This is a genomic window from Streptomyces sp. NPDC000404 (genome assembly GCF_040300365.1).
Lineage (GTDB): Bacteria > Actinomycetota > Actinomycetes > Streptomycetales > Streptomycetaceae > Streptomyces > Streptomyces ramulosus.
Map to the genome: position 1 here is coordinate 568,213 of NZ_JBEPDN010000002.1, position 19,935 is coordinate 588,147.

Genomic DNA, 19,935 nt, shown 5'->3' on the forward strand with positions numbered 1-19,935 from the left:
GGTCAGTTGAGCGGTCCGCCGGCGACGTACAGGACCTGGCCGGAGACGAAACCGGCCGCGTCGCCGGTGAAGAAGGCGATGGCGTTGGCGATGTCCGCCGGCTCGCCGACGCGCCGCACCGGGATCTGGGTGGCGGCCGCGGCCTGGAAGTCCTCGAAGCCCATGCCGACGCGTTCGGCGGTGGCGGCGGTCATGTCGGTGGCGATGAAGCCGGGGGCGACGGCGTTGGCGGTGATGCCGAACTTGCCCAGCTCGATGGCGAGGGTCTTGGTGAAGCCCTGCAGACCGGCCTTGGCAGCGGAGTAGTTGACCTGGCCGCGGTTGCCGAGCGCGGAGCTGGAGGAGAGGTTGACGACGCGGCCGAACCCGGCGTCCACCATGTGCTTCTGGCAGGCGCGCGCCATCAGGAACGCGCCCCGCAGGTGGACGTTCATGACGGTGTCCCAGTCGCTGTCGCTCATCTTGAACAGCAGGTTGTCGCGGAGGACACCGGCGTTGTTGACGAGGACGGTGGGCGCGCCCAGTTCGGCGGCGACCCGCGCCACGGCCGCCTCGACCTGTGCGGCGTCCGAGACGTCGCAGCCCACGGCGAGGGCCCGGCCACCGGCCGCGGTGATCGTGTCGACGGTGTCCTTGCAGGCCGCCTCGTCGAGGTCGAGTACGGCGACGGCGCGGCCCTCGACGGCCAGCCGGACCGCGGTGGCGGCGCCGATGCCGCGGGCCGCGCCCGTCACGATGGCGACGCGCTGCTCGGTGGTGGACATGCGGGTTCTCCCTAGCCTCGGATCCGACCTCGACAAGCGGTGTGCCGCACCCTTCCCGAAGTGAGCAACCGCTTAGTATCTCCAGCACCGGTGACGCTAGAAGCCCGGCCACCCCCTGTCAACGCCCATCGCCGCGCCGTTACGCAGCTCACCCGCGCACGGCCGCCCGCCTACGGGAAAAGCCGGAACGCGGCCCGTGGCCCCGCTCCGGCTTCCCGCGCCGATCACCCCGCGGCTCAGCGCACCAGCAGCTCCAGCAGCCGCTCGGCCTCGCCGGTGGGATCGCAGGTCAGGCCGGTGTGCACCGGGCCCGGCTGGACGACGGTGCTGCGCGGCGCGATGAGCCACCGGAAGCGGCGCCCGGCGTCGTCGCCCGCCGCCTGACCCGCCAGGGCACCGCCGTGGCAGACGCCCTCGACGGCCCGGAGGGCGGCGCGTACGCCCTCCACGTCGACGGCCGGATCGAGGGCGAGCAGCCGCGCCTCGTCCAGATGGGTACGGGCCTCGACGAAGCGGCGGGCGTGGCAGTAGACGACCACTCCGGCGTTGATCATCTCGCCACGCTCGACGCGGGGTACCACCTTGAGGAGCGCGTACTCGAAGACATCGCGCCCGTTGTGCAGTCCGGTCACTTCACTGCCCTCCGCGGGGGGAGCTTGCCGGCCAGCCACTCCGGCGCCCGGGACGGTCCGTCCGGGGAGCGTTCCCCCAGGGTGATGTGGTCGCCGATCACCTCGGCGCGGGCCAGCAGCGCCCGGACGTACGCGGCGCGCACCGCCTCCGGGGAGTCGAAACCGGGCTCGTCGGCCAGCCACTCGTCGGGGACGTCCGCGGCGATCTCGGTGAGCAGCTCCTCGGTGATCTGCGGGGCGAACTCCGCGGCGGCCGAGGCGAGATCGGGTGCGAAGGTGGCCAGTACGTGGTCGGACGCGTCGTACGGCTTGACCGCGGCCTTCTCCGCGCCCGGCCAGTTGTGGTGCCAGATCATCGTGGCGCCGTGGTCGATCAGCCACAGCTTGCCGTGCCAGACGAGGAGGTTCGGGTTCCGCCAGGACCGGTCGACGTTGTTGATCAGCGCGTCGAACCACACCACCCGGCCCGCCTCCCGCGCACCCACCTCGAACGCGAGCGGGTCGAAGCCGAGGGACCCCGGCAGGTAGTCCATGCCGAGGTTGAGCCCGCCGCTCGCCCTGAGCAGCTCCTGGACCTCCTGGTCGGGCTCGCCCAGGCCGATCACCGGGTCGAGCTGCATTCGCACCAGCTCCGGCACCCGCAGCCCCAGCCGCCGCGCCAGCTGCCCACAGATGATCTCCGCGATCAGGGTCTTCCGCCCCTGGCCCGCACCGGTGAATTTCATGACATACGTGCCGAGGTCGTCGGCTTCGACGATCCCCGGCAGCGACCCGCCTTCACGCAACGGCGTGACGTAGCGGGTCGCGATGACTTCGGTCAACATTTCCCCAGGCTATACGCCCCTCTGACCTTGGGAATCGCGGCGAGGCGACAGGACCTTCCGGGCCGCGGCCCGTAGCAGCGAGCGTCCCACGGCCGCCGGCACCGCGAACGCCGCCGGCATCTCCCGGTCCTGACCGGACACGCGGACCGACGGACATTCCGGTCGGCCCCTGCAACGGATCGCACAAGTCCACCGCGCATCGGTCCCACTCGTGCCAGGCTGAGCGAATGCGTGTGCGTATCGGAGACATCCGCTTGTACTTCGACGTCGATGGCTGCCGGCTGACCCCCGCGGGCCCCGGTATGGCCGAACGCCCCACGCTCGTCCTTCTGCACGGAGGGCCGGGCGCCGACCATTCGCCGTTCAAACCGGCCTTCTCCAGGGCAACGGAGTTCGCCCAGGTCATCTACCTTGATCAGCGAGGCAGCGGCCGCTCCGACCGCAGCCACCCCGGCCTCTGGTCGTGGGAGCGATGGGCCGACGACGTCATCGACTTCTGTGACGCCCTCGACATCCCCGACCCCGTCCTGGTGGGAACGTCCGCCGGCGGCTGGGTCGCCTTGATGGCCGCCATCCGCCACCCGGACCGCGTCGCCCGGCTGGTCCTCGACAGCGTCATGCCAGGCCTGCCCGAGGAGCGGCTGGACGTCTTCGAGCGCCTCGGCGGAACCGAGGCCCGCGAGACGGCACGCCGATACTGGAGCGGCGAGAGCGCCGAGACGATCCGTGAGGCCTGGGAGCGCACCTGTCTGCCGCTTTACTCCCAGCGCCCCGGCGGCGACCCGGACGGCGAGAACCGGCTCAAGCGCATCGAGTGGAACCACGATGTCCTCGAACGGTTCCGGCACCACCTGGCCGAGAACTTCGACGGATGGACCCGGCTCGACCAGGTGACCTGCCCGACGCTCGTTCTCGCCGGCGAACACGATCCCGTGGCCACCGCCCCCGCCGCGAAGCGTCTCGCCGCCGGGCTCACCCACGCCAAGACACACCTGCACATACTCCCCGGCACCGGTCACGGAGTCTTCCGCGAGGATCCCGACCGGTCCTTCGAGCTGTTGCGTGACTTCGTGGATCCGCGCCACGCCTGACCAACACCGAAGAGGGCAACGCCGTTGCCCAACGGGCGCCGGCCCCGCTCCGGATGGGCCGCCACGGGGCGCGCGGCATCGCGGTCGGCGGAATCGGCAGCGGGGCGGGAAGGGCCGGAAGGGCTGTGGGCGCACAGCGGTCAGCCCTCGTGGCCCTCGTGGCCCTCATGGCCCTCATGGCCCTCATGGCCCTCGTGGCCCTCGTGGCCCTCGGGAAAGGTGAACTCCATGAGGAGGTTCTCCGCTTCGCACGACACCTGACGGAAGCCGGCCTTCTCCCAGGCGCGCACGGCCCGCACGTTCGCTCTCACGGGATCGACCGTCACGCGCCGCCAGCCGAGATTCCCGCCCAGGTGCGCAAGGAGCGCGCGAGCGGCATCCGGCCCCAGGGCCCGGCCCCGCGCCTCCGGTACCAACACCAGGTCGATGCCGCCTTCAGCCGCGCCGGCGTGCCAGTACTGCGCGTAGCCCACCGGTGTGCCCTGCGCCAGTACGAGGAACGACTCCACGCGCGGCCGACGCCGCCCGACGTACTTCTCGGCCACCTCGTCACGCGACAGCGGTACGCCGCCCCAGTGCTCGACGAAGTCCGGGGAAGCGAACCATGCGGCCAGCAGGTCCACATCGGCCTCGGTCGTCGGGACGAGACGGGACAGCACTCCGTCGAGAGCCGCGCCCTCGGTCATCAGCCCTGCTTCGGCAAGGTGAGGATTTCGGCTCCGTCCTCGGTGATGGCGATCGTGTGCTCACTGTGTGCGGTCCGGCAGCCCGTCGCACTGCGGAGCGTCCACCCGTCGGCGTCGGTGACGAGTTGAGCGGTGTCCGCCATGACCCACGGCTCCAGCGCCAGCAGCAACCCGGGGCGCAGGGTGTATCCACGGCCCGGCCGGCCGGTGTTCGCGACGTGCGGGTCCTGGTGCATCGTCGATCCGATGCCGTGACCTCCGAACTCGGTGTTGATCGGGTACCCCGCCTCGGTGAGGACGGTCCCGATGGCGTGGGAGATGTCGCCGATGCGAGCGCCGGGTCCGGCAGCGGCGATTCCCGCGGCCAGCGCGCGCTCGGTCGCGCTGATCATCGCGACGCTCTCCGGGGGCCGCGCGTCGCCCACGAGGAAGCTGATGGCGGCGTCGGCGGCGATTCCGCCCTGGGAGACGGCGAGGTCGAGGGTCAGCAGATCGCCGTCGGCGAGGCGGTAGTCGTGCGGCCGTCCGTGGAGCACGGCGTCGTTGACGGCCGTGCAGATGTAGTGGCCGAACGGGCCGCGCCCGAAGGACGGTGCGTAGTCGACGTAACAGGACGTGGCCCCGGCCTCGACGATCATGGCCTTGGCCCAGCGGTCGATGTCCAGGAGGTTCGTGCCGATGGTGCTGCGGCTCTTCAGCGTCTGCAGGATGTCGGCGACCAGGGCGCCTGCGTCCCTTGCCCGGGCCAGCAGGGTGGGGTTCAGAATCTCGATCACGTGGCGCCCTTCTCGCGCTTCCAATAACTATACCGGCCATACTGTACCGGTATTAGAATCGTGGTCATGGTCAGATTGCCGCTCACCCCCACAGAGATCGAACGCGGACAGCGCCTCGGCTCCCTCCTGCGACGGGCCAGAGGTGAGCGCTCGATGCTCGATATCGCGCTCGCCGCACATGTCTCACCGGAAACCCTCCGGAAGATCGAAACGGGCCGCGTGGCCACCCCCGCCTTCCCGACCATCGCGGCGATCGCCGATGTCCTCGGCCTCTCCCTCGATGCGGTGTGGGCCGAGATCAGCGGGCCCGAGCGCGCCCTGAGCCCGGCCGGCTCCGGTCACCACGCACCGGAGCGGTTGGCCTCGTAAGCCGCCCTCCCGCAGGGCGTCGTGGCCGCGGGAGAGGGGCGAGCGGGCCCGGTGCAGCAGTGCGCGTGCGCGTCCAGGACGCGTGGCCGCCCGTGGACGGCCCGGGGCAAGCAGCGACGAGGCCAGGGTGCGGGGCGTCAGCTTCGCGGCCGGGAAGCGCGGCCCAGGGCCCGGGAACACTGTGCGACGAGGTCGCCATGGGCGCCGCCGCTCCCGCCCTGGCCCGGTGCGACCACGCGCGTCGGCAACACCTCCGCCGCACCGGGACAGTTCGGCGGGAGTCTCCGGCCACCGGTCTCAGTAGCTGACGCTGACGATCTTCCAGGGGGTCTTCGCCGAGTACGTGCCCGGCTTGAGCTCGAAGGTCTCGCCGTAGCAGCCGGAGTCGCTGTAGAAGGTCGTCACGAACCTGCTCTGATTGGAGGCCGAGCGACCGCTGAAGGGGAAACAGCCGTGGTCCCCGGCGGTGCTCTCCTTGTGCATCTTGCCCTTGAGATTCGGCTTGGACCAGCCGCAGATGTAGTTCTTCGGGCACTTGGTGGCCGCATGCGCGGCGGTGGGCACGGTGAGCGGCAGCAGGGTCGTCAGCATGGCGCAGGCCAGCACCGAGAGGCGTTTCTTCACGCTGTTCCTCGTCCCGTCCGTGGTGTTTTCCCTCTTCCGCCCATGTGAGCACGGGGTGCGGGACCTGCGGGGAGGCGTTTTCCGGCCCCCGGCCGGGAGCGCAGGGCGTACGGGAGCCCGGGCGGGGAGCGGGGACAGCGGACGAGTGCGCCGGGCTCCGCCGTGCCCGGAAGCCTTCCAGGGATGGCGGAGCCGGGCGCGGCGGATCAGAACTCGTCGGCGCCGTTGCGGAGTTCCATCGTCCAGTAGCCGGTCTTCGCGACCGCGTCGTCGACGGCGATGCCGCCCCGGGGCGCCTTGACGACCTTGGAGCCCTCGGCGGGGCCCTCGGGGGCGAAGAGGTTGACGTCGAACGAGGTGACCACGTGGTTGTCCTCGTGGACGCCGCCGTTGTTGATCCGCACTGCCGCGTAGGCGGGCTCACCGGCGTTCAGGACGACGGGGGTGCCCGGCTTGCTCTTGGCCACGGCCGGGACGTCCTTGGCGGTGTGGATGTCCCCGAACGCAATCAGCGGGTACCGGAGCAGGGTGCAGGCATGGCCCGAGGTGTTGACGGCGGTCAGCGTGAGGTGCGTGGTGGGCGTGCCGTCCTGCTTCTCGGCGGTGATCTTCACATCCTCGAAGGTGCAGGCAGGCGCCTTGCCGCCGGTCGTCTTCGTGGCGCCGGTCGTCTCCGCGGCGCCGGCCGGCTTCTCGGCCCGGGCCGGGGCGACCGGGGCGTGCGCATCGCCGCTCCGGGCGGGGGAGCCTGCCGCGCCGGCCTTCTCCGCAGGGGCACCGGCGGCGGCCGGTGCGGCCGCGGCGTCTCCCTTGTCCTTGGCGCCGTCACCATCGCCACCGCAGGCGGTGAGGGTGAGGCCGAGGGTGGCGACGGCGGCCGCGGCGAGGACGGCAGGGCGGCGGATGGCGGTACGCATGTGATCTCCCGTTTCATGGTCTGCATGCCAGGCGCGGGCACCTGGTCACCCCCAGCTTGAGGCCGTGCCCTGGCGTTCCGCTGACGTGCCGCTGATGCCTTGCTGGTGTCGATCCGTGCAGCTCAGAGCGGGTGCGGTGGGTGCCGGCAGTCGGCTGCGGGACGGGCTCCGGGCCGCACGACGGATCGGCGGCCGCTCCCTGGTACTCAGAACTGCCGCAGATGGTCGCGGAGGCGGCGGGCCACCTGGCCCATGAGGGCCTCGGCGTCGGGCTGGGCGCTCGCCGGGACCAGCGACTCGGTGAGCACGGCGACCGCGAACATCTGGCCGTCGGCGTGCTCGACCACCCCCGCCTCGTGCCGGAGATTGAGCAACGTACCGGTCTTGGAGGACCAGGTGGTGGCGTCGGAGCTGAAGTCCGGGGCGAGGCGGTGGCGGAGCAAATGGTGGCTCATCAGCTCCCGGACGCGCCCGGCGGTCTCCGGCGGGATCGCCGACGGCGTCCACAGCGCCTGGAGCAGATCGACGTAGGCGCGGGCGCTGCCGGTGTTGGCGCGGGTCGTGTCGAGTTGCGGTACGCGGTGGCCGCGGCCGCTGGTGCCGGCGTCTATGGCGAGGGCGTGCGCCAGATGGGCCTGCCCGGCCTCGAACCGCTCCTCGGGGGTCTCGGACAGCTCCCGCATCCCGTGCCGGACGGTGATCCCGACGAGGCCGAACTCCTGGAGGATCGCGGCGACCCGGGTGGGCGGGGTGAGGCCGAACAGCGCGTCGGCGGCCGTCCCGTCGCTCACGCACGTACTCAGGTAGAGCAGATCGTCGAGGGCGATCCGTACGGGGTGGCGGAAGCGGCTCAGCCCGGTGGGGCCGGGCGTGGTGATCCGGCCCGGTGCCACGTCCAGCATCGTCGCGCCGTCGAGTTCGCCCCGGCGGATGCGCTCGATCGTCGCCAGCGCCAACGGCACCTTGACCAGGGAGGCCACCGGAAGTTGAGCATCCGGCTCGATCCCCAGCTCCTCGCCCGTGTGCAGGTCACGGACGAGGAGGCAGCCGTGCAACCCGCCGTCGTGCAGGTCGCGACGCAGCTCACGCAGCAGCGCTTCGGTACTCATGGACGGCTCCGGGCGGTAGGGGCGGGGACGGTGGCCACTCCGGGCGGCGGACGCCGGGTGGCCTGCGGTGGGTCGGGCGGCCTGTCTTCGCGATGAGGGTCAGGTACCGGTCGGCGCGGGGTGGTTCGAGGGGCGCGTCCGGCCGGACCGGGCTCCGTGGCCGTTCGCGGTCCCGGGCCTCATGCGTTTGCCCCGTCGCTGCCGGCCCGGTCGGCGCCGAGGCAGCGGGCGAGGGCGTCGCCGAGCCGTGCCGCCATGTGCCGGCCGGATCCCTCCGCGGCGGCGAGCGCATAGCCGCGGGCGAGCGTGATCCCGCCGAGCGGCCGCCAGTGCAGGGCCAGTTCCCTGGCCTGTGCCGGGGAGCAGAGCAGCAGGTCACCGCTGGTCAGCACCTCCGCTGCCGCCGTCGTCAGATCGGGCGCGGTGACGAGCTGGGCGGGCCGCAACCCCACCGCGTCCCGCAGGCGGGTGAGCGGATCGCGGATGTGCGGGACGTCGTCCTCCGGCTGGATCCAGACGCGCCGGACCGGGCCCGAGGCGGCGCGGCCCACCCGCAGCGTCTCCAGGTGAACGCGGCGCGGACCGGAACCGTCGGCGGCGGCAAGGCCGAGCGGCACCGTCCAGGGCGCGCCGTCCGGCGGCACGGCGAGCACTCCGGCACGTACCTGGTGGGCGTGGAGGAGTTCCTGCCGCCGCGCCGGATCCTCGGGGCGCAGGTCGAGGGTGACGCCGTGCCCGCGCGCCTCGGCGACGAGACGGGCCCGGTCGGCGGTCGGGCAGACGGCGGGGACCGCGAGCCGCCACGGCCTGCGGCGGGCGGCCTCCGCCTCGTGCAGCAACACCTCGGCGGCCTGGACGAGCTGCCGGGCGACGGGGAGCATCTCGCGGCCGAACGCGGTCAGCACGACTCGCCGCGCGGTGCGCTCGAACAGCTTCTCCCCGAAGTGCTCCTCCAGCGCGGCCACCCGCCGGCTCGCCACCGACTGGGACATCCGCGCGGCCGCCGCCCCCACGGTGAAACTGCCGCGCTCGCTGACGCTGACAAACGCACTGCACGCCCCCACCAGATCCACGACCGGACTCTATGCCAGATCCGCATGGAACCGCGCGTCGGCGTATTGGACCGCATGGCAGGCGGGGGCAAGAGTGGCTGCGCAATCCCCATCACCCACCGGGACGGGCCCGCCCGTCCCCGATGCGCCCTGCCCGCAAGGCGCCAGGAGGTCAGACCATGCAGTCGTCCCGTACCCGGGGTGCTGTTCGCGGTGCGCTCGCCGCGCTTCTCCTCGTCCCGCTCGTCGCCTGCGGCTCCGGCAGCGCCGAGGCGGAGGCGTCCACACCGTCCCCGAAGGCGACCCCGTCCGCCGCCCGGCCGTTCGCCCAGGACCTGCAGCAACTGGAGCGGAAGTTCTCGGCACGGCTGGGCGTCTACGCCATCGACACCGGCACCGGCCGCGAGGTCGCCTACCGCGACGGCGAACGCTTCCCCTTCAACTCGACGTTCAAGGCGCTGGCCGCCGGGGAGGTCCTGAAGCAGCGCACGCTGAACGGGATGAACGACGTGGTCCGGTACTCCCAAGGCGATCTCGTGCCCAACTCCCCCGTGACGGAGAAGCACGTCAAGACCGGGATGACGCTGCGGGCGCTGTGCGACGCCGCCGTCCGCTACAGCGACAACACCGCCGCGAACCTGCTGTTCGACAATCTCGGCGGCCCCAAGGGGCTCAACGCGGCGTTGAAGAAGCTGGGCGATGACGTGACGCGGATGGAGCGCATCGAGCCGCTGCTCAGCAACTGGGACCCGAGGTCCACCCGGGACACCACCACGCCCCGGGCCCTGGCCAAGGATCTGCGCGCCTACGTCCTCGGCGACGTGCTGCGCCCGGCGGAGCGCAAGCAGCTCACCACCTGGCTGCGGACCAACACCACGGGCGACACCCTCATCCGGGCCGGTGTGCCCAAGAGCTGGGTGGTCGGCGACAAGACCGGCATGGGCAGCAACTACGGGACCCGCAACGACATCGCCGTCCTGTGGCCCGAGCGCTCCGCCCCGATCGTCGTGTCGATCCTGTCGAGCCGCGACGCGGCGGACGCCACCCCCGAGGACAAGGTCATCGCCGAGGCCGCGTCGGTGGTCGCCCGCACCCTGAAGTGACCGGCGGCGGCGAACAGCTGCCACCGGGAGGGTCACACCATGAACGGGGTCGCACCGCGCCACACGGTGCGGCCCCGGCCTGCCTCCGGCCCCTGGCCCTGTCGAACGGGGCCACGCCCGGTCGGTCCTGGCTCCGTCGAACGAGCCGCCGCCCCGGGCCGCTCACCGCCACGCTGCGCCTATCCGGCAGTCGCCCAAGGGGCAGTGGCCCCTCCGCGCGCCCTACGGGTACCAGGGCGGACGCCCACCGGCGGCCCATCGGCCCAGCGTCCGGCCGTCGACGAGACGCAGCGGCTGGTCGAGTTCGGCGTTGGCCCGTTGCGCGTCCTGGGTGAAGTCGCTGGTCGTGACGATGAGCGCGATATCGCAGCGGTGGTAGGCACGGTAGGTCCCGTTGACCTCGTAGACGACGGGCGCGCCGACCCGGTTTCCCGCCGCGAACCGCTTGCACTGGACCGCGATCCGACGGCCGTCGGTGAGCTGTACGAGAACATCGAGCGCCCGGTCGTTGGCGCCGCCGGACACCGTGGCAGCGCGGACACCCGGATCGCGGCGCGCGAGATCCGCGACGGCATGCTCGAACTGGCTCCCGCTCATGTGCTGATACGCCGCGATGCTGTGCGTGCCATCCGCACGACCGCCGGCACGCGCCCGCGGCACCAGGAACCGGCCGCCGCGTACCCGGTGGACGGTCACGATCCCCCCGAGCACCAGGACCGCGAGGAGACCGCAGAGGACGGGGTACGCCCGGATCACCGCGATCATCGCGAGGAACGCGCCCACGGCGACGGCGAAGCGCCCCGGTGTCATCTCACGTATCCAGCGCCGCACGGTACGCCGCGAGGTCCGCGCAACCGGCCGACGGCGAACGGCGGAGGGCCGTCGGGCACCACCGGTCCGTCGGCCACGGGTCGAGGTACGTCGTCGTGCCGGTGCAGCCATCGGTCTCCCCGCTTCGATGGAGGCAGGTCACGTCCGGTCGCGCGCCTACCGGGCAATCTCTGCAGTGTGCTGGGCCCGCGGGCCCGACCGGTACGAAGCCCGGTACCTTGGCCGGTTGTCATGCCCGGCCGACCTGGTTGCCGTCCTTCCCCGCCCGTTCCTCACCCTGGGCAATGCCCGGGTCGTGGAGGTGCGCAATGGGCTCGGCGGACGGTCGGCTGTGCAGGGAGATGGCCATAGGGAGGTCCGCGCGTACACGTTCGTCAAAGGCCCCCTTCTGGCTCCATGACCCCTTCCCTGCACCTTTTCTTCGCGCCCCAGGAGTGGAGCCTCTGGCCGGCCTGAATTGACGTGCGTCCGCCGGAAATTCGGGAGCACCTCGCGTCGGCACGCCGTACGGTCGGCGCATGAGCGATCCCGATGGCTACTTCGGAGAGCAGGTCGCGGCCAGGTACGACGATCCGTCGTCGGAGATGTTCCAGCCGGAGACCGTGAACCGCACCATTGACTTCCTGGCAGCGCTCGCCGGCGACGGACGCGCCTTGGAGCTGGGTATCGGCACGGGACGCATCGCCCTTCCCCTGACGGAGCGGGGCGTTCCCGTCCACGGAATCGACATGTCGCGGGCGATGGTGGCCCGGATGCATGCCAAGGAAGGCGGCAGCGCGATCGGCGTGACGATCGGAGACTTCGCCACGACGACGGTGGACGGCACGTTCTCCGTCGTCTACCTGGTCTTCAACACGATCATGAATCTGACGACCCAGGCGGAGCAGGTCGCCTGCTTCCGCAATGCCGCCTCGCATCTCGCCCCCGGTGGCCGCTTCGTCATCGAGGTGTCGGTCCCGGACCTGCGCATCCTGCCGCCCGGCCAGACCACCGTGCCGTTCCGGATCGGTCCGACCCGCTGGGCGTACGACCGGTACGACGTCGCCACACAGGCGATGAGTTCGAACTATGTCGAGGTCGTCGAGGAGCACGGCCGGTTCCGGTCCATTCCCTTCCGCTACGTCTGGCCATCCGAACTGGACCTGATGGCCCAGCTCGCGGGCCTTCGCCTCCAGGAGCGCTGGGAGGACTGGACCCGTGCGCCCTTCACCCACGAAAGCCGCCATCACGTCTCGGTCTGGGAGAAGCCTCTCGCCTGAGCCTTCCGCCTGATGCTTCGGAGGACAGGGCAGCGGGAGCGGAGGAGGTCACGGCCGGATCCGCCGTGAGCCAGCCCCTCCTGCCGCGGCTCACCGTCCGCTTCCTCTCCCCGCCGGCCGTTCTCAGCCGTGCGCAGGGCCTGCGGCCGTGCTACCGGTGGGCTGCTGCGGACCTTCCCAGCACGCCAGCACGTCATCGGTCCGGGTCACCGTGGCCACCAGGGCCAGGGAGTGACGGACCAGTTCGGGGACGTACCCGGCAGGAACACCCGCGATCGCGTCCTCGGGGACCACTGCCACATATCCGGCGTTGACCGCGTCGAACACGGCATTCGGGATCGCCACGTTCGCCGACACTCCCGTGATCACCACCGTGCGGCAGCCGAGGTTGCGCAGCAGGGCGTCGGCATCCGTACCGGCCAGCGGCGACAGGCCGTGCAGCCGCCGCACCACAAGGTCGTCCTCCGACACCGCTATCGGCACGGCGACCTGGGCCGCCGGGGCGCCGATGACCTGCTGTACGGGCAGCCGCTCGGCGGCCCGGAACAGTCTGGCGTTGCGACTGGCCCCTCTACCGTCCGGGCGCCGCACCGCGAGCGCATGCATCACCTGAACTCCGGACCCGTGCGCCGCATCGACCAGCCGCGCCACGTTGTCCAGCGCCCCGGACTCCCTTGCGGCCGCCGCGAGTTCCGGCAACGCACCGTCCGGCCCCACCACGCCCTGCTGGCACTCCACCGTGAGCAGCACCGTTGTCGCCGGGTCCACTTGCGCCATGAGCCGCGCATCCACGCCCATCCCGCCCCACCCTCTCGCGCGCTCGACAGCCTTCGGACCGGTGGCGCCGGCCGGCTGAGCCCGCCCTCAGCCGCACCGGCCCCATCGGGGTCCTCACCGCATGCCCTTGCATCCGGTCTCGCGCGCCCGCATCATTCCTGACGCTGCATCAGTTTTCAATTGACAAGGTTCAAAAGATCGACGGCGCAAGAAACGCCGCGTCAGTTCCGTACGGAGTCGACGCAGGTACTTCCCGATCACCTCCCCTCAATCACTGCACCACGCGCCCCCAACCGGCGGCCGAGACGAAGGCGACTCACATGGCGGAGACCACGGAACACGACGGCATCACGGACACCCAGCGGCGCGGGCGTCGGATCATGATGACGAGCGACGAGCGCGACGCCTTCCTCGCCACCCGGCGGACCTGCCGCGTCGCCACCGTGAGCGGGGACGGCACTCCGCACGTCGGCGCGCTCTGGTTCGCCTGGGACGGCACGGCGCTCTGGCTGTATTCGCTCACCCGCAGCAAGCGCTGGCGGCAACTGCGGAACGATCCTCGGCTGTCGGTGGTGATCGATGACGGCGAGGCGTACGGAGAGCTGCGCGGCGTCGAGCTGACCGGTCGGGCCGTCTTCGTCGGGGAGGCGCCGCGTACCGGTCAGCCGTGCCCGGAACTCGACGTCCCCGAGCGGCTCTTCGCGTCCAAGTACTTCGGTATGGAGAGCATGCCGCACGACGGTCGTCATGCCTGGCTGCGCCTCGTCCCGGACTCCGCCGTCTCCTGGGACTTCCGGAAAATGCCGACCGGTTGACCACACCGGCTCCACCTCCCTCTGCGCTCCGCGCGCGCCTGTAGCTCGTGGCATCTCGGTTCTTTTCATGCCTTCACGCTAAGTTCGGCGCTGCCGCCGGAGATCCGGGAAATCCCTTATTTCTCTCGGGGGTCTCCCTGAGTCATCCCTGAGCCGGCTTCCGCGCAAGCCGCGCCGAAGAGTGCAGGTGCCGCCCTGCGCGGGCGATGTCAGTGGTCTCTGCGACAGTGGACGGGTCAGCTCGACAGGGCCGGTCGGCGCCGTCTCGGCCGCGGACCGGCAGGCGGCTGCGGCCTTCTGCGGCCGGGCGCCGACGAGGATGGAGGAGTTGCGGTGAACGTGTTCTTCCCCGCGCTGCGTGACGGTTCTTCCGCACCGGCGCTGCGCTTCGGCGACCGCGCGCTGAGTTATCGCCAACTCGGCGCAGCCGCCGTTCCGCTCGCCGAGCGGCTCGGCGGCCGGACGCGCGTCGCGGTGTGGGCGACTCCGACGCTGGAGACATCAGTGGCCGTGGTCGCGGCGCTGCTGGCCGGGGTGCCCGCGATCCCGGTGAACCCCAAGATCGGCGCGAGCGAGTTGGCGCACATCGTGGCGGACAGTTCCCCCGACCTCGTCCTCACCGAACCGGGCGCCCTGCTGCCCGATGCGCTCGCCGCGCTTCCTCGCCTCGACATCAGGATCGGCGCCACCGAGCAAGCCGCCGCGCGGGAGACGGACGACCGGAACGCCGTCGGCAGCGGGGCGGAGAGTGAGTCGGATCCCACGACGGAACCAAATGTGCCGGCGCCCCACAAGGTGCCGGTGCTCCCGCACGAACCAGGAGACGAAGCTCCCGCACTGATCGTCTACACCTCCGGCACCACGGGACCGCCCAAGGGCGTCGTACTCCCCCGTCGCGCCCTCGCCCACACCCTCGACGCCTTGGAGGACGCCTGGCAGTGGACGGCCGACGATGTGCTCGTCCACGCCCTTCCGCTCTTCCATGTCCACGGCCTCATCCTCGGCGTCCTGGGGCCGCTGCGACGCGGCGGCAGCCTCCATCACCTGGGCCGGTTCACCCCGGAAGGGGTGTCCCGCGGTCTGTCCGGCGGCGGGACGATGTTCTTCGGTGTGCCGACGATGTATCACCGTCTCGCTGCGGAGGTCGGTGACGATCCGGCGCTCGCCGAGGCGCTGGGCGCCGCTCGTTTGCTGGTCTCCGGGTCGGCGGCACTGCCGCTGACCGACCACGCACGCATCACCGCGGCGTGCGGTCGCCGGGTGATCGAGCGGTACGGCATGTCGGAAACGCTGATGAACACCAGCGTGCGGGCGGACGGCCCCCCGGCCACCGGTTCGGTCGGAGTGCCGCTCCCCGGCGTCTACCTCCGCCTGGTCGACGAGGCGGGCCAAGTCATCGAGAGCGACGACGGCGACACGGTGGGCGAGATCCAGGTGTGCGGCCCGAACCTCTTCGTCGAGTACCTCAACCGCCCGGACGCGACCGCCGAGGCGTTCGACGGCGGGTGGTTCCGCACCGGCGACATGGCGGTGCGGGACTCCGACGGCAATTACCGCATCGTCGGCCGGAAGGCGACCGACCTCATCAAGAGCGGCGGATACAAGATCGGCGCCGGCGAGATCGAGAATGCCCTGTTGGCACACCCTGCGGTGGCGGAGGCGGCTGTCACCGGTGAGCCGGATGAGGACCTCGGCGAGCGGATCGTCGCCTGGGTGGTCCTGGCACCCGAGGCCGCGTCCCCCTCCGCCGACGAACTGTCGGACCATGTCGCCCACCAACTGGCCCCGCACAAACGCCCCCGCACCGTGCATTTCCTTGACGCGCTCCCGCGCAACGACATGGGGAAGGTCCTCAAACGCCAACTGGGTGGGTGACGGCTCGGACCGAAGCTCCCCCGCCCTGCATCGCTCGGTGTGGGGTGGCCCAGATCCGGCATCGTGGTGCCCACGACACCACGGCCGTTCACCCAGTGGCGCTGCCCGGACGAAGCGTCGAGGACGGATCGGCCGCGCCTTCCAGCTCCTGGCCCGCCGTCTGCAAGGCGTTGACGGCGGCGCGGATGGAAGGGCGGCGGTCCGCATCCGCGCGCCAGATCGCATACACGTGGCGGCGCATGGCGTGGCCCACCGGCACCACGCTCACCCCTTCCGGCACCGGACCGCGCCCCAGACGCGGCGCGACCGCCACCCCCAGACCGGCGGCGATCAGGGCGAGTTGAGTGTGGTGCTCCTCGGCCATGTGCGCGATGCGCGGCTCGATGCCCTTGCTGCGCAGGGTGAACATCAGCCAGTCGTGACAGAACTCCCCCTGCGGCCAGGAGATCCAGGCGTCATCGGAGAAATCCTCCAGTTCGACGGTGCGGCGGCCGGCCAGCGCATGGTTCGAGGGCATGGCCACATCCGCCGGATCGTCCAGCAGCGGAGCCTTGGCGAGACCGTCGGGCAGGGAGAGCGGGCGGTTGTACCAGTCCAGCACGACCGCGAGGTCGATGTCTCCCCGCACCACTCCCCGCACCGACTCGTCCGGCTCCATCTCCGTCAGCCGGGAGCGGAGTTGCGGATGGGCTCGGCCCAGCCTCACCAACGCGGACGGAAAGAGTCCCCGGGCAGCGGTCGGAAAAGCGCCGAGCCGAAGCTCTCCGACGGCTTGACCACGACGTGCCTCCAGCTCCGCCTCCGCCAGCTCGACCTGGGACAGAATGCGGGCCGCATGGTCGGCGAGAAGCCGGCCCGCATCGGTCAGGCGGACACCGCGGCCGTTCTTCGCCAGCAGCTGCTGCCCGGTCTCCCGCTCCAGCTTGGCGATCTGCTGGGAGACGGCCGATGTCGTCACATGCAGCCCGTCGGCCGCGGCGCTCACCGATCCGTGCCGCGCCACCGCGCTCAGCGTCCGAAGGCGATCCAGGTTCAACATGTAAGCAATGCTAAGCGATACCTCCCATATTTTTTCGCTTGTGCTACGAAGTTGCACCGCCCATCGTGGTGCGCATGAGCACCACCGCCTCCCGCGCGACGCACGCCGCCGCCCCTGCTTCCTCAGCCGCCTCCTCACCCGCCGGCCCGCCGCCCGCCACCGGCTGGCGGCTGCGTTTCGCCGTCCTGGCCTTGATCTGGGGCTTCAGCTTTCTCTTCATCAAGGTCGGCACCGAGGGCTTCGCGCCGCTCCAGGTGACGCTCGGCAGGGTGGCGTGCGGCGCCGCGGTGCTGCTGGCCGTACTCGCCGTGAAGCGCCAGCGCCTGCCGCGCTCGGCACGCACCTGGGCGCATCTGACGGTGGCAGCGCTCTTCCTGAACGCACTCCCCTTCTCGCTCTTCGCCTTCGCCGAGCTGACCATTCCCTCCACGCTGGCCGGCATCTGCAACGCCACCTCACCGCTGTGGGGCATGGCCCTGTCGGTGGTCGCGCTGTCGGAGGATCGCCCCACGCGCCGCCGGGTGGCCGGTCTGGGCGTGGGATTCCTGGGCGTCCTGACCGTGCTGGGTGCATGGCAGGGCTTCACGGGCACGGATCTGACGGGCACCGCCATGGCGCTCGGCGCTTCCCTGTGCTATCCGATCGGCTGGATCTACGTACGCCGCACGCTGGGCGGCTCCCAGGATTCCCATCTGTCCGTCTCCAGCGCACAACTGCTCCTCGCGACCGCGCAGCTCGCGGTGGTCACACCGCTGTTCACCAGCGCACCGACCTCCTTTCCCCTCTGGCCCGTGCTCTCCGTGATCGCCTTGGGCGCCCTCGGTACCGGCATCGCCTTCCTGCTGCAGTACGGACTGGTCGCCGAGATCGGGCCCACCACCGCGCAGATGGTCACCTACTTCATCCCCGTGATCGCCACGGCCGCAGGGGTGGCACTGCTGGGTGAGCGGCTCAGCTGGAACACGCCGGTCGGCGCCCTGATCGTGCTCGCCGGCGCCGCCCTCACCCAGAGCAAGCCGCGCCGCTCCACCCCGTCATCCGTCGTGGCCTCCGGCCCGGGCCGCTCGGCAACGCCTCCGCACGCGACGGAACGGTCCGACGCCGCCGTACACACCGCCGCCGCCCCCACCGACATGCCCCTCGCACCGCGATCCGGCCCCTCCACACCTCTCCCCGATGCGGCTTTGGCAGGCGGGGCGCCGGAAGAACGCTGACCTGGGAATCGATGACCGGCCGGCGTCCGCCCGGCCACCTCGTCCGCCCCCGAGGGGCCGCCCACGCGCGGCCCCTCATTCATTCGTAGCGCCGCGCCTCCCCGGAACCGATGGCGGCCACGACCGCCTCGGCCAGCGACTCGATGTCGGCAGAGGCCAGTCCCGAGATCGTGATGCGGATCGCAGGCGGAGACTGCATACGGAAGCGCGCACCGGGCGCCACCGCCCAACCGGCATGCAGCAGGCGGGCGACCGCTCCCGTCTCGTCGGGTACCGGCACCCAGACGTTCATGCCGCTCCGGCCATGGGCGGGCACCCCGCGCACGGCCAGCGCGCGTATCAGGGAGTCCCGCCGCTCGGCATACGCGGCGGCCACCACCGCCGGGTCGACAGCGGAGCTGCGCCACAGGTGGGCGACGGTGTCCTGCAGAAGATGGCTCACCCACCCCGGCCCGAGACGCTGCCTGCCCCGGACCCGGTCCACGGTCGCCGGATCGCCGGTCATGACGGCCAGGCGCAGGTCCGGGCCGTATGCCTTGGCCGTCGAGCGCACCAGCATCCAGTGGTCGGTGACGCCCGCGAGCGGGTGGAGAGGGAGATCGACGATGCCATGGCCGTGGTCGTCCTCGATCAGCAGGACTCCGGGATGCGCCGCCAGCAGACTCCGCAGCTCGGCGGAGCGCGCCCGGCTCACGGCCGCTCCGGTGGGGTTCTGTGCCCGGTCCGTGACGACGACGGCCCGCGCCCCCTGGTCGAGCGCCTGCGCCAACTCCGCCGCCAGCGGCCCCTCGTCATCGACGGCAACCGGGGCGGGCCGGAGGCCGAGTGCCGGGATGAGGTCCAGCAGGCTGCCCCAGCCCGGGTCCTCCACCGCCACCGTGTCCCCCGGTCGTAGGTGCACGGCGAGCGTGCGCTCGATGGCGTCGAGCGAACCGCTGGTCAGCGCTATCGGCCCGGCCGGAACGCCGTCCGCGGCCAACGCGGCGAGCGCCATCTCCTCAAGGGCGCCGTCGACCGGCGGCGCACCGTAGAGCACCGGCCGCTCCGCGCTGCGCACGGCGGCGGCCGCCACCGCCTCCCCCCAGGACGGAAGAAGCGCCGCGTCGGGGTTTCCGGCGGAGGCGTCCCGGACGCCCGGAGGCGCCTCGACCCGGATCGCGTCGCGCGCCGTGCTCGCGGGACGCGGGCGCACCCGGCTGCCACGCCGCCCGGCCGTCTCGATCACCCCGCGGTCCCGCAGCGTGCGGTACGCGGCAGCGACCGTATTCGGATTCACCTCCAGATAGACGGCCAACTCCCGGAGCGGAGGGAGGACTTCGCCCGGTTGGAACTCACCGGCACCGACGGCTCGCTCGACGCTGGCGGCAATTTCCGATGCGCGCCGCCCTTCGATCCGATACTCTTCTAGCACAAAGTTGATTATGCACTAGTGCAATGGAGTTGGCAATGTCCCAGACCCCGTCGCGCCACCGTCCGCAAATCCCGTCGCCGGGCGAGAACGTCTCCCCTTCCGGCGACACCCCTTTGGAGTACGTGCCGACCGAGCGGACCGTTCCCACCCGGTCCGCCGACCGCGCCGCCTACGACCGGGAAACCGTCCACGCGATCCTCGACGAGGGATACGTCTGCCATCTGGGATTCGTACGGGACGGCGCGCCGGTCGTCCTGCCCACGCTCTACGGCCGGGTCGGCGACCGTCTCTATCTGCACGGTTCGACGGGTTCGCGACCGCTACGGGCAGCCGGGCAGCCGGATCCCGGGCTCGCGGTCTGCGTCACGGTGACGCATGTGGACGGTCTGGTGCTGGCGAAGTCTGCCTTCCACCACTCCATCAACTACCGCAGCGTGGTCGTGCACGGCACCGCCCATCAGGTCACCGACCCGCAGGAAAAGGCCGCGGCCCTCGACGCCCTCGTCGACCACGTCCTCCCCGGCAGGTCCGCCGATTCCCGCCCGGGCAACACCAAGGAGCTGGCCGCCACCGCCGTCATCCGGCTCGATCTGCGCGAGGTCTCGGCGAAGATCCGCGCTGGTGGCCCCAACGACGAGCCCGAGGACCTGGCGCTCCCCCACTGGGCAGGCGTGCTTCCCGTGGCCCCCGTGTACGGCACGCCCATACCGGCGGACTCCCAGGACGCCGGCATTCCCGAGCCGGCGTATCTCACCGCGCGATGAGGA

At 71.5% G+C, this 19,935-nt stretch carries 22 protein-coding genes; 8 read left to right on the forward strand and 14 right to left on the reverse strand.

The window, feature by feature from the left end:
- Positions 1 to 2: 2 nt before the first annotated feature.
- The 3 genes from fabG to ABT345_RS05560 all read right to left on the reverse strand — a co-directional run bounded on the left by fabG (position 3) and on the right by ABT345_RS05560 (position 2,220).
- On the reverse strand, positions 3 to 764 hold the full coding sequence (gene fabG / locus ABT345_RS05550; RefSeq protein WP_345082362.1) for a 3-oxoacyl-ACP reductase FabG: 762 nt from the start codon (positions 762 to 764) through the stop codon (positions 3 to 5).
- Between the two features lie 236 nt (positions 765 to 1,000).
- Complete coding sequence (locus ABT345_RS05555; protein ID WP_345082365.1) at positions 1,001 to 1,396, reverse strand: DUF3037 domain-containing protein; 396 nt, start codon at positions 1,394 to 1,396, stop codon at positions 1,001 to 1,003.
- Complete coding sequence (locus ABT345_RS05560; protein ID WP_345082368.1) at positions 1,393 to 2,220, reverse strand: HipA family kinase; 828 nt, start codon at positions 2,218 to 2,220, stop codon at positions 1,393 to 1,395. Before ABT345_RS05560 ends, ABT345_RS05555 begins: the two co-directional genes overlap by 4 nt.
- A gap of 227 nt (positions 2,221 to 2,447) precedes the next feature.
- Between ABT345_RS05560 and ABT345_RS05565 the strand changes: the two genes are divergently transcribed.
- Complete coding sequence (locus ABT345_RS05565; protein ID WP_345082371.1) at positions 2,448 to 3,311, forward strand: alpha/beta fold hydrolase; 864 nt, start codon at positions 2,448 to 2,450, stop codon at positions 3,309 to 3,311.
- Here the strand turns inward: ABT345_RS05565 and ABT345_RS33225 are convergent.
- Genes ABT345_RS33225 through map form a run of 3 tightly spaced genes read right to left on the reverse strand, consistent with a single transcriptional unit; the run spans position 3,236 to position 4,773 of the window.
- Positions 3,236 to 3,448: a DUF5999 family protein gene (locus tag ABT345_RS33225; protein ID WP_386458631.1), complete on the reverse strand. Its 213-nt coding sequence runs from the start codon at positions 3,446 to 3,448 to the stop codon at positions 3,236 to 3,238. The genes ABT345_RS05565 and ABT345_RS33225 overlap by 76 nt on opposite strands.
- 3 nt (positions 3,449 to 3,451) lie before the next feature.
- Entirely contained in the window at positions 3,452 to 3,997 is a 546-nt protein-coding gene (locus ABT345_RS05575) for a GNAT family N-acetyltransferase (protein WP_345082373.1), read from the reverse strand.
- On the reverse strand, positions 3,997 to 4,773 hold the full coding sequence (gene map, locus ABT345_RS05580; RefSeq protein ID WP_345082375.1) for a type I methionyl aminopeptidase: 777 nt from the start codon (positions 4,771 to 4,773) through the stop codon (positions 3,997 to 3,999). Before map ends, ABT345_RS05575 begins: the two co-directional genes overlap by 1 nt.
- 66 nt (positions 4,774 to 4,839) lie before the next feature.
- On the opposite strand from map, the gene ABT345_RS05585 reads away from it, so the two are divergent.
- Positions 4,840 to 5,142 carry a helix-turn-helix domain-containing protein gene (locus ABT345_RS05585; RefSeq protein WP_345082379.1) on the forward strand — a complete coding sequence of 101 codons (303 nt, stop codon included), beginning with the start codon at positions 4,840 to 4,842 and terminating at the stop codon, positions 5,140 to 5,142.
- A gap of 297 nt (positions 5,143 to 5,439) precedes the next feature.
- On the opposite strand, the gene ABT345_RS05590 is transcribed toward ABT345_RS05585, so the two are convergent.
- The 4 genes from ABT345_RS05590 to ABT345_RS05605 all read right to left on the reverse strand — a co-directional run bounded on the left by ABT345_RS05590 (position 5,440) and on the right by ABT345_RS05605 (position 8,865).
- Positions 5,440 to 5,766 carry a peptidase inhibitor family I36 protein gene (locus tag ABT345_RS05590; protein WP_345082382.1) on the reverse strand — a complete coding sequence of 109 codons (327 nt, stop codon included), beginning with the start codon at positions 5,764 to 5,766 and terminating at the stop codon, positions 5,440 to 5,442.
- Positions 5,767 to 5,972: 206 nt separating this feature from the next.
- Positions 5,973 to 6,683, reverse strand: coding sequence for a DUF4232 domain-containing protein (locus ABT345_RS05595; protein WP_345082385.1), 711 nt, complete (start codon positions 6,681 to 6,683; stop codon positions 5,973 to 5,975).
- Between the two features lie 206 nt (positions 6,684 to 6,889).
- Complete coding sequence (locus ABT345_RS05600) at positions 6,890 to 7,792, reverse strand: serine hydrolase (protein ID WP_345082388.1); 903 nt, start codon at positions 7,790 to 7,792, stop codon at positions 6,890 to 6,892.
- Between the two features lie 179 nt (positions 7,793 to 7,971).
- Positions 7,972 to 8,865 carry a LysR family transcriptional regulator gene (locus tag ABT345_RS05605; protein ID WP_345082391.1) on the reverse strand — a complete coding sequence of 298 codons (894 nt, stop codon included), beginning with the start codon at positions 8,863 to 8,865 and terminating at the stop codon, positions 7,972 to 7,974.
- Between the two features lie 158 nt (positions 8,866 to 9,023).
- Here ABT345_RS05605 and bla point away from each other — a divergent pair, with 158 nt between their 5' ends.
- Positions 9,024 to 9,947 carry a class A beta-lactamase gene (gene bla, locus ABT345_RS05610; RefSeq protein WP_345082394.1) on the forward strand — a complete coding sequence of 308 codons (924 nt, stop codon included), beginning with the start codon at positions 9,024 to 9,026 and terminating at the stop codon, positions 9,945 to 9,947.
- A 222-nt stretch (positions 9,948 to 10,169) separates the two neighbouring features.
- Here bla and ABT345_RS05615 read toward each other — a convergent pair whose 3' ends face one another.
- Entirely contained in the window at positions 10,170 to 10,757 is a 588-nt protein-coding gene (locus tag ABT345_RS05615) for a restriction endonuclease (protein ID WP_345082397.1), read from the reverse strand.
- A gap of 539 nt (positions 10,758 to 11,296) precedes the next feature.
- Here ABT345_RS05615 and ABT345_RS05620 point away from each other — a divergent pair.
- On the forward strand, positions 11,297 to 12,037 hold the full coding sequence (locus tag ABT345_RS05620) for a class I SAM-dependent methyltransferase (protein WP_345082400.1): 741 nt from the start codon (positions 11,297 to 11,299) through the stop codon (positions 12,035 to 12,037).
- A 123-nt stretch (positions 12,038 to 12,160) separates the two neighbouring features.
- Here the strand turns inward: ABT345_RS05620 and ABT345_RS05625 are convergent, their stop codons facing one another.
- Complete coding sequence (locus tag ABT345_RS05625) at positions 12,161 to 12,835, reverse strand: cysteine hydrolase family protein (RefSeq protein WP_345082403.1); 675 nt, start codon at positions 12,833 to 12,835, stop codon at positions 12,161 to 12,163.
- A gap of 326 nt (positions 12,836 to 13,161) precedes the next feature.
- Here ABT345_RS05625 and ABT345_RS05630 point away from each other — a divergent pair, with 326 nt between their 5' ends.
- On the forward strand, positions 13,162 to 13,629 hold the full coding sequence (locus ABT345_RS05630) for a pyridoxamine 5'-phosphate oxidase family protein (RefSeq protein ID WP_345082559.1): 468 nt from the start codon (positions 13,162 to 13,164) through the stop codon (positions 13,627 to 13,629).
- A 333-nt stretch (positions 13,630 to 13,962) separates the two neighbouring features.
- Positions 13,963 to 15,504 (forward strand): acyl-CoA synthetase, encoded by a 1,542-nt coding sequence (locus ABT345_RS05635; protein WP_345082406.1) that lies wholly within the window; start codon positions 13,963 to 13,965, stop codon positions 15,502 to 15,504.
- An 88-nt stretch (positions 15,505 to 15,592) separates the two neighbouring features.
- On the opposite strand, the gene ABT345_RS05640 is transcribed toward ABT345_RS05635, so the two are convergent.
- Positions 15,593 to 16,543: a LysR family transcriptional regulator gene (locus tag ABT345_RS05640; protein WP_345082409.1), complete on the reverse strand. Its 951-nt coding sequence runs from the start codon at positions 16,541 to 16,543 to the stop codon at positions 15,593 to 15,595.
- Positions 16,544 to 16,617: 74 nt separating this feature from the next.
- Between ABT345_RS05640 and ABT345_RS05645 the strand changes: the two genes are divergently transcribed.
- Entirely contained in the window at positions 16,618 to 17,757 is a 1,140-nt protein-coding gene (locus ABT345_RS05645; RefSeq protein WP_345082412.1) for a DMT family transporter, read from the forward strand.
- 79 nt (positions 17,758 to 17,836) lie between these two features.
- Here ABT345_RS05645 and ABT345_RS05650 read toward each other — a convergent pair whose 3' ends face one another.
- A complete protein-coding gene (locus tag ABT345_RS05650; protein ID WP_386458218.1) occupies positions 17,837 to 19,168 on the reverse strand; it encodes an aminotransferase class I/II-fold pyridoxal phosphate-dependent enzyme in 1,332 nt (443 codons plus the stop codon).
- 35 nt (positions 19,169 to 19,203) lie between these two features.
- On the opposite strand from ABT345_RS05650, the gene ABT345_RS05655 reads away from it, so the two are divergent.
- Entirely contained in the window at positions 19,204 to 19,932 is a 729-nt protein-coding gene (locus tag ABT345_RS05655) for a pyridoxamine 5'-phosphate oxidase family protein (RefSeq protein ID WP_345082415.1), read from the forward strand.
- Positions 19,933 to 19,935 lie beyond the last annotated feature (3 nt).